This is a genomic window from Mucilaginibacter sp. P2_D11 (genome assembly GCF_056404435.1).
The window spans coordinates 25,115-40,131 of record NZ_JBFUEA010000006.1; the positions used below are offsets into that span (position 1 = coordinate 25,115).

Consider the following 15,017-nt stretch of genomic DNA (forward strand, 5'->3'; position numbering starts at 1 on the left):
TTTTTTATTGTTTAAATGACCGGTAAAGCGCTGTTGCCTTACCCGTTTTATTTGTACCGGATGTTTTATATGCCTTTTTACCAGATGGCGGCCGCCCGTATTTTTGAATTATATGCCCGATTTACCAAGACAGGCTTGTTGCTTTTCGCCGCCTGCCTGTTATTACCGGCTACCAAGGCCTGCGGGCAGGTGAAAAACGTCGTCCAGTTTACGCATTTAACTACAGCCAACGGCCTATCGCAAAGCAGCGTGGTTTGTATATTGAAGGATAGGTATGGCTTTATGTGGTTCGGTACGCAGGACGGCCTTAATAAATACGACGGCTATAAATTCAAGGTGTACCGTAATAACCCCTCCGATAAGAAAAGCATCCCCAATAATAATATACGATGCATGCTGGAAGACCACGCCGGCAACCTGTGGGTGGGCACTGTAGGCGGCGGACTGGCCCTGTACGACCGTAACACCGATTCATTCATCGCAGTAGGCAGTACAGATAAAGGCGACGAAAAAATCGGCACTAAAATAATCAAGGCTATTTATGAGGATAAGCAGCGCAACCTTTGGGTGGGTACGGTATCTGGCTTCAACGTTTACAACCCGGACAGTAAAAAGCTGGTGCCACATGCGTTCCAATATGCACAGGTAGAGAATATCAACTGCATTTATGAGGATAGTCGCGAAAACCTGTGGATAGGCACGCTTTTCGGCCTTAACCGCTGGAACAAACGGACAAACACGTTCAAGCACTTCGGTGCTGATGGGCAGGTCGGCAACATCAGCGCCACCAACGTCAATACCGTTTATGAAGATAAAGCCGGCAATGTATGGATAGGCACCGTAGATGGCCTTAACCTTTACGACGACAAAACCGAAACCTTTAAGGCTTACCAAAAGGACTTGCAAAACCCGAGCGGGCTCCGCGATAACGTTATCCGTGCCCTTTGCAACGCAGGCGATGGCAAGTTATGGGTGGCTACCGAACTGGCGCTGGAACTTTTCGACCCGATACGGAACACCTTTACCCATTTCCAACAAAGCACTAAGGACGTGCGCAGCTTAAGCAGCAGCTCCATTTCCTCGCTTTTGGTTGATGACCAGGGCATCCTGTGGGTAGGCACCTACGCAAAAGGCATCAATAAGTACGACAAGAACCAGTTCAAGTTCAACCTCTACAAAAACTTCGGTACCGATGCGCTCAACATCAACGCTAACATCGTAACTTCCTTTAGCGAAGCACCCAACGGCGATATATGGATCGGTACGGATGGTACGGGCCTGTACCGCTGGGCACCCCACACCAATAAATTCGAGGCGTTCAACCCCGCAGCCAAGGAGAATTACTTCGCCAGCTTGTCGGTTTTGTGCATGAAGTTAAGCCGGCAGAAAGATGTTTTGTGGGTGGGCACTTATGACGAGGGCATGGCCCGGATAAATTTTGCCACCAAAGCCAAAACCTATTATAGCGCAGGCAGTGGCGCGGGCAAGCTCAGCAATCAATCTGTTTACGCCCTATTAGAAGATAAAAAAGGTAATATATGGATTGGCACCAATGGCGGCGGGGTAAACGTTTTAAATCCTGCAACCAACCAAATTACGCACCTGGTATTAAAAGTAGGCAAACATAAAAACAGCGCCAATCACATCCGCGCCTTTTACGAGGATGCGAAGGGCAACATATGGATAGGCACCATAGCCCATGGCGTTATTGTTTATAACCCAGCTACGGGGCTTTACAAGGCTTACAACAAAGCCGCAAACAACCTGGGCAGCGATGCGGTGTTCTCCATAGCCGGCGATAGCAAGGGCAATATATGGGTGGGCACCATGGGTGGCGGCTTATGCCTTTTCAACCCCGCGCATGACAACTTTACCCGCTTTACCGAAAGCCAGGGCCTGGCCAACAATATCGTAAACAGCATCATCGAAGATAAATTCGGCTGTCTGTGGCTAAGTACCGATAAGGGCATCAGCTGTTTTAATCCCGCAAAAAAAACCTTTAAAAACTATACCAGTGCCAGCGGCTTGCAAAGCAACGAGTTCAGTATAGGCGCGGGTTATAAACTGAGCAACGGTGAAATTATATTTGGCGGGCTGGAGGGCTTCAACGTGTTTATGCCGGGCAGCCTCAAGGATAATCCTAATATCCCGCCCGTGGTGATAACCGATTTCCAACTGTTTAACAAACCGGTTCCTATTACGCCCAACAAACCACCGCTGTCGCAAAACATCAACACCAACCGAGAGATTACCCTCGCCTACGATCAATCGGTATTTACCATAGAGTACGCCGCGCTGGGCTACACCGTGCCCGAGCGCAACATGTATGCCTACATGCTGGAGGGTTTCGATACCGGCTGGAACTACGTAGGTACCGAACGGAAGACCACCTACACCAACCTAGACCCAGGCACCTACACCTTTAGGGTAAAGGCATCTAATAACGACGGGCTTTGGAACGAGACAGGTACCACGCTTAAAATTGTCATCCTCCCACCCTTCTGGAAAACCACCTGGGCTTATTTGTTTTATATAGCAGCGGTGGCCACCGGGCTCTACTTGTTGTACAGGGAAATAGAATCGCGAGAGAAACTGAAGAGCGAGGTGCATTACCAGAAACTTCTTACCGAAAAAACAAAAGAGCTGAACCGGCTAAAGCTCAATTTCTTCACCAACCTGTCGCATGAACTGCGTACGCCGTTATCTCTCATCGTAGATCCGTTGCGGAAGATAAAGAACGAGGACATCACCGTGAACCAGGCCAAAAAATATAGCGGACTAGTGTTCAACAATGCATCTATGCTGATGAACCTGGTGAACCAGCTGCTCGATTTCAGGAAAGTAGAAACCGGCGGTTTTAGTCTGGATGCCGCAAAAACAGATGTGGTTGCCCTGGTGAAGAAGGTATTCAATGCCTTTACCGACCGCGCCCGCGAACGGAACATAAACTTTTACCTCGATTTAAAGGTAGACCAGCTGGATGCCTGGATAGATACCGATAAACTGGAAAAGATACTTTACAACCTTATACCCAACGCCTTTAAATACACGCCCGATTTTGGCGTAATTATGATATTGGTAAAACAGGGCACCATTACCGCGCAGGATGGCGAGCAAAAACAGGCCGTGGAGATACACATTAAAGACTCGGGCGTGGGCATACCCGATGAGCTGAAGAACAAAATATTTGATATTTTTTACCAGATAAAAGGAAGTTCGCGCTTCGAGAACGAATCGAGCGGGATTGGGCTTGCGCTTACGCGCGAACTGATATTGCTGCACAACGGCGAAATTGTGGTAGCGGATGCCGAAAACCAGGGGACGGATTTTATTGTGCGGATACCCATAGGCGAAGAAAACTTTGGCAAAGAGGATTTGCAGCCGGCAGAACCGCCAGGCGCAGCTAAAGCGGAAAATATAGAGTCGGACGAGCCTAACACCACTCGCAACAAACAGCCGGAAGAAAAAATAACTAATACGCCTATCGTATTAATTGTTGAAGACAATAACGATCTGCGCGAATACGTTGCCGACGAATTGCAGGGGGCGTACCACATAGAGCAGGCGGCCGATGGCCTGGAAGGCTACAGAAAAGCAGTGGAACTTATCCCCGATATCATCATCAGCGATATTATGATGCCCGGTGGCGACGGGCTGGAACTTTGCCACAAACTAAAAGGCGACGAGAAGACAAGCCATATCCCCATCATATTGCTTACGGCCAAACAAACCGACGAGAATAAGATAGAGGGCTACAACACCGGTGCGGATGATTACATCTCGAAGCCTTTCAACGTGGCCCTGTTATCTGCCCGTATCCATAACATCCTCGAATCCAGGCGGAAGCTGCGCGAAGTATTCTCGGGCCATACCGGCAACCCTATCGAGACATCTGCCATTACGGATATAGATAAGGAGTTCTTGCGCAAAGTGGTGAAGATAATAGAAGACAACCTCTCCTACCTCAATTTCGATATAGATAAACTGGCAACGGCATTAAAGATGAGCCGCCGGCAGCTGTACCGCAAGCTGAGCGCGCTTACCAACCAAACCGCGCACGATTTTATCACCAATACGCGGTTAGATCATGCCGCCGCCCTGCTGCGCACCGGCGAATTCACCATATCAGAAATCGGTTATAAAGTAGGTTTTTCCGAGCCATCTAACTTCAGTCGCTCGTTCACCAAAAAATTCGGCAAAAGCCCTAAGAAATATCTATCGGACCAGAGGGTTGTTTGATGATTTTTTGTCCAGGTTTATTTTATAGAAATATTGGAAAAATCCGGTGAAATTAAGCCGGCATGGGTTGGGCTTACATGCCGGTTTATTGCCCTTGCCACTGGCGTAAATTTGCCAAAATACCGTAAAAAATCTGTGTTTTTCGGAGTTTTTTCGGTGTTTTTCGGGATTTTTAAGGCTTTTTCCTTATAATTTAAAAAGGGGCCAAATTTGCATAGAATGGGCATTTTCGGCTAAATATCGCCCGCCGGGGCGCAAAAAAATTTCCAGCTTTTTCCAATAAACCGCACCTGCTTTGGCTATAAATTTTCAGGAATTTCCAAGTCCTATTTCCGTTGATAAACCCTCACGTAATCTATCTCATACTTCTGGGGGAAAGGGGTCTTAGATGGGTCGCCTCCGTTATCGCCGCCTATGGCAAGATTCAGCAGGATGTAGTGTGGCTGCTTAAAGGGGTTTATCGCCGCGGCATCACGATTTACCAAATCGGTAAGCGGTACGCGGTTCAGCAGTTTATCGTCAACGTATAAATTGATTTCCTTTTCGTCCCAATCCATCCGCCAGATGTGGAACTGCTTGCTCCAGCCGGGGCCAAAAGTTTTGACATCCGTTGTAACGCTGTACCATTTGGCTTTATAGGCCGTGGCGGTACCACAGGCAATATTAGCCAGCAGCATGTTGCGGTAGTACTCCATAATATCAATTTCTCCGTTTGATGGCCACTCCCCTTTTACGCCCAATGTCCAAAATGCGGGCCATAGGCCGTCATCGGTTGGTATGCGCCCCCGCATCACAAACCGGCCATATTGCCATTGATGTAAGCCAATGGTGTTTACACTGGCCGAGGTATATTCCACATGCTCCCTGCCGGTTCTCCAATCCTTGCTGCCGGCAATATAGTTTGGGTTAGGCTGATGCACCTTCTGCGCGGTTATCACCAGCATGCCGTTTCGGCAAACAGCGTTCTGCGGCTGATACCATTGCGCTTCGTTATTGCGCTTAAAACCCTCTTCAAATTTCCAGCTTTTGGAATTGACGGGGCCATCGGTGTTAAATTCATCGGCCCAAACCAGTTTGTAGCCGCTGGTATCTGCCTGTTGCGCAAGTGCAAGCAAGGGCATTGCCGCTAAAAAGGCTAACAGGCAGGCTATTCTTTTGATGTGCATTCCCAATGAATTACTTTTTGATGTCGAGGGCGTGGTCGGCAGGCATATCCTGCCCGTTCCATATTTTTACCGATGTCCAGGGCGTTTCGGGCGCGGACCAAAATTCATCGGTATCGGGCAGGCCCAGCGGCAAAAATATATCCGTGCAAATGTAAAGGCTGCCCGTGGTAATATAAAAATCGGCAAGGCCGGGCTGCCTGCCGTAAAGGCCCATATTCAGCCAGCCCGCGTTGTTGAAAGTTTGCGGTGCGCTCAGGGTTTTCTGTATCACTGCGGTTAATGCTCCCCTTATCTGTGCGGGTAACAGCGTGGCGGGCAATTGCTTTTTATAGGTCACATTGGCCAGATGCGTAAACAAGCCGCCCCTGTACACAATAGAGCGGCCCGTTGCCGGGAAACTGCCATCGGTATTGATCATCCGCTCCAATATTTCGGCGTAACGCTGGCCAACGGTTGTTTCGCGCAGTTGTTCGCCTCTATATTTTTTAGCTTTTTCATTCAACACATCCAATATCGCGCTCAGGTTTGGATGGATAACGATGCTGTTGTAGTAATCGAAATGGAATTCCATCCCGTCAGAATACATGCCATCGCCTACGTACCAATGCTGCGTAAACTCGCGTACGGCGTATTCTATGCGTACCGGGTCGTAAGGCAAATCGTACTTACAAAAAAATGCTTCTATAACCCCCGTAAACAATATCCAGTTGCTGTAAACCGGCACGGTTACGCGCGTGGCCATCATCGCGTCGACTACTTGTTTCTTTACGCCCTCATCCAAATGCTGCCAAAGCCATGGCGAGCGGATAAGCCCCAGGGCTACGAAAGAGGCATCAACCAACGGTTGCCCTCCCTTCCACTGCATATAATCTTTAGCCTGCGGATTAACAGCATTGGCTATAGCCTTCAAAGCCCAATCGCGGTATTGGTTACGCAGTTTTACTTCAGCCGCATCTCCCCCTTCCAGCTGCAGCCAGGGCGCAATGCCGCTTAGCGTACGGCCAAAAGCCTCCAGGTAGCCGGCTTCGGTACGGCCTTGTTTGTTATCCGTCCTATCCGAAACTTCCATGGGCATCTTCAGCCTCAGCTGATCAGCAGCCAGGTTCGATAGCACCGGGCGGGCAACCTTATCCAGGTAATTGAGCCACAGTTTACGCGTAGGAATAGCGGTAGCCGTTTGCTTTTGGCCGAACGAGGTTATGGTTATACCGAGCAACAATAGTAGGACAAGCGTTTTCTTCATGCTCAAATTTCAGCATTTATTTTTTCCATGCCTTTATCTTCACAGGTTTTAACTTGCCGAAAACATCCACAGGCAAAATATTGCCATCGGCATCAAAATACATGGGTTCTACGCAGGTTTCGCGGTTGTAGCCATTGCCATCGGGTATTTTAAAGCGGTGGTAAGCAATATACCATTCATCTTTTCCAGGCACCTGCACCACCGAATGGTGCCCTGCGCCTTTCACCACGCCCTTGCCCTTCAGCACGGGGTGGCCAACGGCTTTTACGAATGGCCCCAGTGGCGATTTGGAAGTTGCGTAGGCGATAGAATAACGCGGGTCGCGGGTGTCATATTCCGACCACATCAGGTAGTAGATCCCCTTGCGCTTTATCATAAAAGGGCCTTCGTTATAACCCTCCGGCTTAAAGGATGTTATTTTTGTAGTGTCGCAGCTTATCATATCGGCATTAAGCTTCACCACGTTGCACTGCCCCTGCCCCCAGTAGAGGTAGGCGCTGCCATCATCGTCCACAAAGGCCATCGGGTCTATCATCTGCCCGCCCAGCATGCCTTTGCGGATGAGTGGCTTGCCCAATGGGTCCTTAAATGGCCCGGTAGGTTTATCAGCAACTGCCACGCCAATGTTTACATCGGCAGAATAATAGTAATAATATTGATTGTTTTTGGTGGCTATGGTTGGCGCCCATGCCCGCACTTTTGCCCAGCTCAGGTCGGCAGGTAAATCGAGTATTACACCCTCGTTCTTCCAATCGGTAAGATTGGCCGACGACCAGCAACTGAATTGAGTAGATTGCCAGCCCACTGTACCATCGGTAGTGGGGTAGATGTAGAATTTGTTATTGAAAACCGCGATGTTAGGGTCGGCATACACGCCCGGTAAAGCTGGGGCCGGCGCATGCAGGGTATCGATACTTTGCGCGTTTGCGGCAGCGGCTACACAACCTAAAACCAGTGTTGCCGTAATTTTTCTCAAGATAGATGTGCTATAACTCATAATATATGTTTTCTTATTGGATGCTTAATTTGCCGGCCGCCACTCTATAACCTGCACGGGTTGTGGCTCCACATCGGCCCTACCCTCGCCATCTATCTGCGTAGTATGCTGTACAAACAGATCGAGGATGTGTTTATCTGCCCACAACGCGGTATCGTAACTGGGTTCCCAGGAGCCAACGGAGCCTTGCGACAAATCTGATAACCCCCATTGGTTGGTACCCAAATCCTGGTTAACCGCTATAGATACCTTGCTGCCGCGCTCCTCGTCCCTAAAAATAATTGCAGCAGCGGTGTGCCCTTTACGCTGCCAGGCGACGATTTGCGGCCGCGATATCGGGATGGCCTTTGTACCCACGCCGCCAAGCATAAAAGGCGTTTTTCGGAAGCCAAGGTTAGCGGTATGCCACTGCCTATCGGTATGATAAATCAGATGATATTGCGGAACGGTTTGGTCGGCTTCGCGCCAGTAGGTGGCTATGTAAGGGTTGCCCTGCTCATCGGCAAACATAGCCGTTTGGTTAATGAGTTCGCTTTGTTGCGGTATGCGGGCCGCGTACTCTGCAGTGGTCGCGGTAATTGGCAGACTGTATTGCCCGCCATCGCTGCGTTGCCAGGTTTTACCGCCATCGACAGATCGGGCGTAACACATATCGTGGTTGCTGGCCACATCTGCCGATTCGCGCCACACCCAGGAAAGATGGATAGCGCCTTTGCCGTCCACCGCAATTTGCCAGTAAGCGTTGCGTGCTTTTTCGCCATCTATGAGGTTATCCTGTACGCGCAGCCATTTTTTCAATTTCATGCTGTAACAGTTCAGCACCAGGTTGCCATTGCCCGATTGCCCGTCGCGGTAAAAAAACAGCAGGTCGCCGCCGGGAAGCTTATAAAACTCGGGGTAGGTAACCTTATCCTCGTTCAGGCCCGTCATGGGCAAGGGTTGGCTTAGTGTCAAGCTGCCGGGAGCTACGCCACGGGCATAATTCAGCGGCTGGTTATGGTGCCCCCAGGCCACATGCAGGTAACCCTCGCCATCCACCATTATGCTGATGTTTTTATGAGCATCGGTAGCATCGGCTTGATAAGCAGTGCGGAGGGTTTGCCAATGCGCAGATGCCTGCTTCCGTTTAGCCAGCACCATAAACTGCTCGGCATCGTAAAATGCTGCGTATTGGGTATCCTTGAAACTTATCAGCGAATTTTTGCGGAAGATGACCGTGTTTACGGAGTTGGCCGCCCAACCATTGGTGGCTATGGTACTCACCTGTGCAAACAATCCAGTTTGGGCCGCCGTAAACAGTACGAATGCTAAAAATATCTTTGCACGCAGCTTTAAAAGCATAGGAAACCTGTAAAAAGTAAGCGACAGCCTAAGCTGCCGCTCAACAACCAATTGTATATACACTATCCTAATATAGCCGGTTTTGTGGAATAATGCTGCTTTATTCATAAAAATAAACAGCATACTGTAAAAGCAAAGTAACCGGTTTTGATGGTAAGCAGAAGGGGGTAAAATTGTAATATTTAGGGGAGTAATGCAGAATTTGCATCATACTTTAGATTTATTGGCAATTTTAAACACAGAGGGCACAAAGATAAAACCACAGAGTCCACGGAGATTTTTTTTGGGTTAGCCAAACAAAAAACTCCGCGACCTCTGTGCCAACCTCTGCGGACTCCGTGTTTAAATAATAACAAACTTTTTGGTTAAACCTGGATTTTCAACATACCAAAGCCCTTTTCATCCCATCCAAAAAATAATTGTAAAAAATCAACCTGGGGTGCTATTTGCGTAACGGATTACCAGAGCAAGCATTTACATTTGTGCAACATTGCAACCAATTACTTGTACGTTAACACCTTAAAAAGCTAAACCATATGGCCTACAACATCGGCACTAAAGAAGCCCCTTTGGCTTTAAAGACACCTCCGCTATCATCGGAATACACCATGCATGCCGACGTTAAAGACGGCAAACAAATACTGGTATGCACCGTAGGCAAAACCGTATTGCATTACGATTATCGCTGCCTGGATGATTTGCATGCCATGCTGAAGGCCCACGGCGATTGGATGGAACTGGGCAGTGCCGATGAGCAAAAACCCGCCAAAGAAGGTACCGTTGAAGCCTGGGGACGTGCCGAAAGCAACCCGGTTGGTGGTTGGTATGGCCTAAAAAAGGGCCTGAGAGGTCGCTTCGGCATGTACATGCCACCCTTGATGGAGGCCCTTGGCCTTGCCGAAGTAACACACGAGCCTAAAGGCAATAAAATGAGGGCGATCTGATTACCCCTTTATTTTATCAGCATTTTTTGGAAGCTGAGGCTATCCCCCTTAAACACGTTGAAATCTACCGCGTGGTTGATACCGTTTACGCGTGCTTTATCCGAGTGCTGCCAAAAACGCCAGCTGGTATGGCTATCCAAAGCTAAGCGCGATTGGTAGTAATGCGCTATCCAAAGTTGGTAACCATCAAAATACCCATCCAGGTAATCCTTATAAAAACTGATGCTGGTGTAAATAATGGGCTTTACGCCGGTTTTGCTCTCGATATGCTTTAAAAAGGCCTTCAATTCTTTGCGCATGGCTTCGGGACTGGTACCATCAAGCACTTCCACATCGCATACGGCAGGCAGGTCGCCGCGCTCCATGGTTACGTTCTGAAGGAAGAAACGCGCTTGCCATAAACCGCTCTTTTTGGGCCTGAAGAAATGGTAGGCCCCACAGGTGATGCCCGCTTTTGGAGCCTCGCGCCAGTTACGCTTAAAGTACGAATCTACCAGCATCACGCCCTCCGTTGCCTTAATAAAGGCAAAACCTACGCGCACGCTGTCGTCTTCCATGGCCCTAACGCGGTTCCAGTCGATTTTACCCTGCGCGTAGGAAACATCTATACCATGTATTTTGTACCCCGATGGGATGCGTATTTTATAGCTTTTGTAGTTGCGGTAATGCGGGTCGTCGCCAATATCGCGCACCCAGCGCCAGGCAGCGGTAAAACCGTTGAGGATGTACCCGTAGTAGAAAGGCGAAAGCAGGATAAGCACGCCTATTACCAGCGGCCAGCGCCACCATGTACTAGCGGGCGTGCCTTTTTTGCGGCGGACGACGGGCTTGGTTGCCCGTTTAACGGTAGGTTTGGTTGATTTGGGTACTGCCACGCCGCAAATATACGGATGGGGCGGCAAGGGGCGGCAGGGAAATCGCTTTTAAAAAGGAGGCACCTACGGAGCCAAAATAATTGTCTCGTTTTTGTCTATAAACGGGAGACTCCGCTGGAGTCAATCTGTTTGGACCATGTTGGGCGCTCCGGAGGAGCATTCTGTTTATAGCATTCGGAAAATAGGAATTTTGGCTCCGTAGGTGCCTCCTATCATCAATTTGTTTAAAAGCGACGTCCCTGCAACGAGCAGTCATCAAACTGATAAAATCTATTCGCTTTATCACCATCCGCCCAAAACTATTTTCACATCCTAAAACCAAACTGCTTTTTATAAGTTTGTGTTTATACTATCACAACACACCTATGAAACAGAAATTCCACTACGCTACCGTATCCGAGGCTATCGAAAAATTAAGGGAACAGGGTTTTAACCTCGATTTTAACCTCGAAGCCAATCATTTAAAAGCCGAAGACCAAAGCTACCCTGCCGATGAATTCGAAATTGTGGATGTGTACCGCTACGAAGGCCCTTCAGACCCTGCCGATGAAGCCACCGTTTATGCACTGGCCGCGGGCTCGGGCGCAAAGGGTATATTGGTTACCGGCTATGGCTACTCGGCCGATGAGGTGGCAGAAGAAACATTGAAACAACTGCATTATAAATACCAGGCCAGGCAGGGTTGATTTGTCGTCTGAATCAGAATTTTTCGCAGTTGTTTATTTAGGGGTGCTCAAGAGAGCTTCGCTGTTTTCAGAATTAAAGAATGAGCAGAATTGTTTTATCACTCTACGTGGAAATTTGCTTATGCGCCTATATTGAATAACCATACATCCTGAAAATTCTAAAATTCTGTGAATTCTGATTCAAACAGTTTTTTCTATTCTGCACCTCTCCCCTTTCAACAATTCGATAGTTTCGGTCATTTCGAAATCGGATTTTACGCGACCTTCCTCCTGTCGATAGTATTTTTTGAGTTGCTTGCGGTGCAGGCCCTGAAAAAAGCGGCGTATCTCTACATCGGTATGCAAAATTAAGCCAGGTACCGGCAGGGGCGCGTGGTTCTCATCCATGGCCACCATGGTAAAGTAGCTGGTATTGGTATGCTTAACCGTGTGTGTTTTCACATTTTCGGATATCACTTTAATGCCTACCACCAGCGAGGTGCGCCCCACGTAATTTACCGATGCCATCAGCGATACCAGTTCGCCTACCTCCACCGGTGCCAAAAAATCGATATCCTCTACCGATGCGGTTACGCAGTAAGCCCCGGCATGCTTGGCCGAACACACGTACGCGACTTTATCCATCAGGCCCATAATAATGCCTCCGTGTATTTTGCCTCCAAAGTTGGCGTATGAGGGTATCATCAATTCGGTAAGGGTGGTTTGCGATTCGGCAACGGTTTTAAAAGTATCCATACGGTATTATTTTGCGACGGCTCAATTTGCGCAAATAATTCCGGGTATCAAAAGACAATGATTGCTTGAAGAGGCGTTAAAGCAACCGATTGCCTAAAGTTTCTTCCGTTTTTAGCAACATTGCGTCAAAACTTCTCCAAAACGTATCAACACTATTTACACAAAAAACAAATCGATACTATTGCAGCCTGTGCAGTCGACAACCATGAACCTGACATATTAAAACATCATTATAATACATGAATAAAATCGTCTATTTCCTTTTAGGCAGGGTGAACTATCGCCGCTTGCTATTGTGCGGTACCTTGTTAACTACAGCCCTGCCCGCACTGGCTCAGCAAGACCATGCGCCCGCTTACCCGCTGATAACGCACACACCTTATTTCAGCATCTGGTCGAACACGGATAAACTGAATGAAAGCACCACCGTACACTGGACGGGTAAAAGCCAGTCGCTGCTGGGCGTAATTAGGGTTGACGGCAAGGACTACCGCTTTATGGGCCAACGGGCCCCGCAATACAAAACCATACTGCCTGCTGCCGATGAAGTTACTTACAACTGCCAATATACCTTTACCTCGCCGGGCAATGGTTGGGAAAAACCGGGCTTCGCCGCAGGCGACTGGAAGACAGGCAAGGCACCATTCAGCGATAACGAACACACTACAGGCACCCGCTGGACCAGCCGCGAAGTTTGGGTACGCCGCGCGTTCAATCTTTCCGAACTGCCTAAAAGCCCGTTGATCCTTCGCTTGTTTCACGACGACGATGTGGAGGTTTACTTAAACGGCAAACAAATATTCGCACGGGGCGGCTCCAACGGCGATCTGCAAATGTTCGCCCTTACTGGTGCTGCGTCCGATGCGCTGAAAACCGGCGAAAACGTATTGGCCATTCATTGTACCAATACCGGCGGCCTGGCCTCGTTGGATGCCGGCTTATCTGTAAAGCTTGATGCACCTGCTAATGACGATATCAAACTGGCCAAACAAACCAGTGTTAAAATAGATGCCACCCAAACTACTTATGGGTTTACCTGCGGTGGCGTGAATTTAAAGGTGATTTTCTCGTCGCCCTTGATTATCACCGATATTAAAAAACTGGCCAACCCGATATCGTACATCAGCTATATAGTAAAATCCAACGATGGCAAAAAGCATCCTGTGGATATCTTCCAGGGTGTATCTACCGATGCTGCTGTAAACCAACCTACACAGGAGGTTGAAGCCGAAGCTTACACCGCCAACGGGCTTAAAATTATCAAAGCCGGCAGTATCGGGCAGCCCATCCTGCAAAAAAAGGGCGATGATTTGCGCATAGATTGGGGCTACTTGTATGTAGCCACCTCATCGCCAAGGGCCACCCAACACGTCAACGAAGATGAAGACCCCATAGGCGCATATCTGACATCATCAGACAAGAACACCACCTTTGTCGGCAAACACTTCATGCTGAATACCATGCTGTCATTTGGCCGCGTGGGCAGCACTGCAATTGAGCAGCACCTGGCCATCGGGTACGACGAATTGTATTCCGTGCAATACTTCGGCACCAATTTAAAGCCGTGGTGGCGCAATACCCCCGGCGCAACTATGGAGGGCGTATTGGCGGCTTCGCTTAAAAACTACGCGGCAACCATGCAGGCCTGCCGCACTACCGATGCTAAGGTTTACCGGGATGCTTACCGCGCCGGGGGCGAAAAATATGCCCGCCTTTGCGTATTGGCCTACCGCCAAAGCCTCGCGGCGCACGCCCTTGTAAAAAGTCCGCAGGGCGAACTGCTGTTTCTATCGAAAGAGAACTTCAGCAACGGCTCTATCAACACGGTGGATATCACCTATCCATCGGCACCGCTATACCTGCTGTACAACCCCGAACTGCTTAAAGGTATGATGAACGGCATCTTCTATTACAGCGAGAGCGGCAAGTGGGCCAAGCCTTATGCCGCACACGATCTGGGCACGTATCCCCTGGCCAATGGCCAAACTTACGGCGAGGATATGCCGGTAGAAGAAAGCGGTAATATGGTGATACTTGCCGGTGCCATTACCTTAGCGCAAAAAAATCCTGCCTTCGCCAAAAAACATTGGAAAACCCTCACCACCTGGACTAACTACCTAGCCGAGGCAGGTTTCGACCCGGGTAACCAACTGTGTACCGACGATTTTGCCGGCCACCTGGCACATAACGCCAACTTATCGATCAAGGCCATTGTGGCTATTGGCGCCTACGCAAAAATGGCTGCCATGCTGGGCGATACCAAAACCGCTGCCAAATACAGCACGCTTGCTAAGGATTTAGCCACCAAGTGGATAGCTAAAGACGATGCCGGCGACCACTACGCGCTTGTTTTCGATGATAAAAACACCTGGAGCCAAAAGTATAATATGGTTTGGGATAAGGTTTTGGGCCTTAACCTGTTCCCCCAGTATGTTTACGATAAGGAAATAAAATACTACAAAGGCAAGCAGCAGGCATTCGGCCTGCCGCTGGATAGCCGCAAAACCTACACCAAAAGCGATTGGATACTATGGACGGCAGCCATGACCAGCAACCGTATCGACTTTGATGCGCTGGTAAACCCCATCTACAAATACGTGCAACAGACCCCAACGCGCGTGCCTTTGAGCGATTGGCATGAAACTACTGACGGTAAAATGGTGGGTTTCCAGGCGCGGAGCGTGGTTGGAGGCTATTTTATGAAAACACTTAAAGATAAAATAACGGCGAAGAAATAAGCCGTCGGAAAATTACTTTTCTTCATTGAGCCTGCACATTCGATTGCAATGTG

The 15,017-nt window shown here is 48.9% G+C and carries 10 protein-coding genes; 4 read left to right on the plus strand and 6 right to left on the minus strand.

The annotated features are described in order from the left end of the window. The first annotated feature begins 15 nt into the window (after positions 1–15). Positions 16–4,239 carry a hybrid sensor histidine kinase/response regulator transcription factor gene (locus AC1DXC_RS10450; protein WP_477459095.1) on the plus strand — a complete coding sequence of 1,408 codons (4,224 nt, stop codon included), beginning with the start codon at positions 16–18 and terminating at the stop codon, positions 4,237–4,239. A gap of 326 nt (positions 4,240–4,565) precedes the next feature. On the opposite strand, the gene AC1DXC_RS10455 is transcribed toward AC1DXC_RS10450, so the two are convergent. Genes AC1DXC_RS10455 through AC1DXC_RS10470 form a run of 4 tightly spaced genes read right to left on the minus strand, consistent with a single transcriptional unit; the run spans position 4,566 to position 9,094 of the window. Then, a complete protein-coding gene (locus tag AC1DXC_RS10455) occupies positions 4,566–5,405 on the minus strand; it encodes a glycoside hydrolase family 16 protein (RefSeq protein WP_477459096.1) in 840 nt (279 codons plus the stop codon). Between the two features lie 10 nt (positions 5,406–5,415). Further along, positions 5,416–6,648 (minus strand): DUF2264 domain-containing protein, encoded by a 1,233-nt coding sequence (locus AC1DXC_RS10460; protein ID WP_477459097.1) that lies wholly within the window; start codon positions 6,646–6,648, stop codon positions 5,416–5,418. Positions 6,649–6,664: 16 nt separating this feature from the next. Continuing rightward, the gene (locus tag AC1DXC_RS10465; protein WP_477459098.1) at positions 6,665–7,624 is read right to left on the minus strand and encodes a family 43 glycosylhydrolase; all 960 of its coding nucleotides are present in this window, start codon (positions 7,622–7,624) and stop codon (positions 6,665–6,667) included. A gap of 45 nt (positions 7,625–7,669) precedes the next feature. Further along, a complete protein-coding gene (locus AC1DXC_RS10470; RefSeq protein ID WP_477459099.1) occupies positions 7,670–9,094 on the minus strand; it encodes a BNR repeat-containing protein in 1,425 nt (474 codons plus the stop codon). 428 nt (positions 9,095–9,522) lie between these two features. Here AC1DXC_RS10470 and AC1DXC_RS10475 point away from each other — a divergent pair, with 428 nt between their 5' ends. Continuing rightward, the gene (locus AC1DXC_RS10475; RefSeq protein WP_477459100.1) at positions 9,523–9,930 is read left to right on the plus strand and encodes a DUF6855 family protein; all 408 of its coding nucleotides are present in this window, start codon (positions 9,523–9,525) and stop codon (positions 9,928–9,930) included. Between the two features lie 8 nt (positions 9,931–9,938). Here the strand turns inward: AC1DXC_RS10475 and AC1DXC_RS10480 are convergent, their stop codons facing one another. Continuing rightward, a complete protein-coding gene (locus AC1DXC_RS10480; protein ID WP_477459101.1) occupies positions 9,939–10,805 on the minus strand; it encodes a glycoside hydrolase family 25 protein in 867 nt (288 codons plus the stop codon). A gap of 365 nt (positions 10,806–11,170) precedes the next feature. Between AC1DXC_RS10480 and AC1DXC_RS10485 the strand changes: the two genes are divergently transcribed. Continuing rightward, entirely contained in the window at positions 11,171–11,491 is a 321-nt protein-coding gene (locus AC1DXC_RS10485) for a phosphoribosylpyrophosphate synthetase (RefSeq protein WP_477459102.1), read from the plus strand. Positions 11,492–11,671: 180 nt separating this feature from the next. Here AC1DXC_RS10485 and AC1DXC_RS10490 read toward each other — a convergent pair whose 3' ends face one another. Continuing rightward, positions 11,672–12,226, minus strand: coding sequence for an acyl-CoA thioesterase (locus AC1DXC_RS10490; RefSeq protein WP_477459103.1), 555 nt, complete (start codon positions 12,224–12,226; stop codon positions 11,672–11,674). Between the two features lie 239 nt (positions 12,227–12,465). On the opposite strand from AC1DXC_RS10490, the gene AC1DXC_RS10495 reads away from it, so the two are divergent. Further along, complete coding sequence (locus AC1DXC_RS10495) at positions 12,466–14,964, plus strand: glutaminase family protein (protein ID WP_477459104.1); 2,499 nt, start codon at positions 12,466–12,468, stop codon at positions 14,962–14,964. The last annotated feature ends 53 nt before the right edge of the window (positions 14,965–15,017 follow it).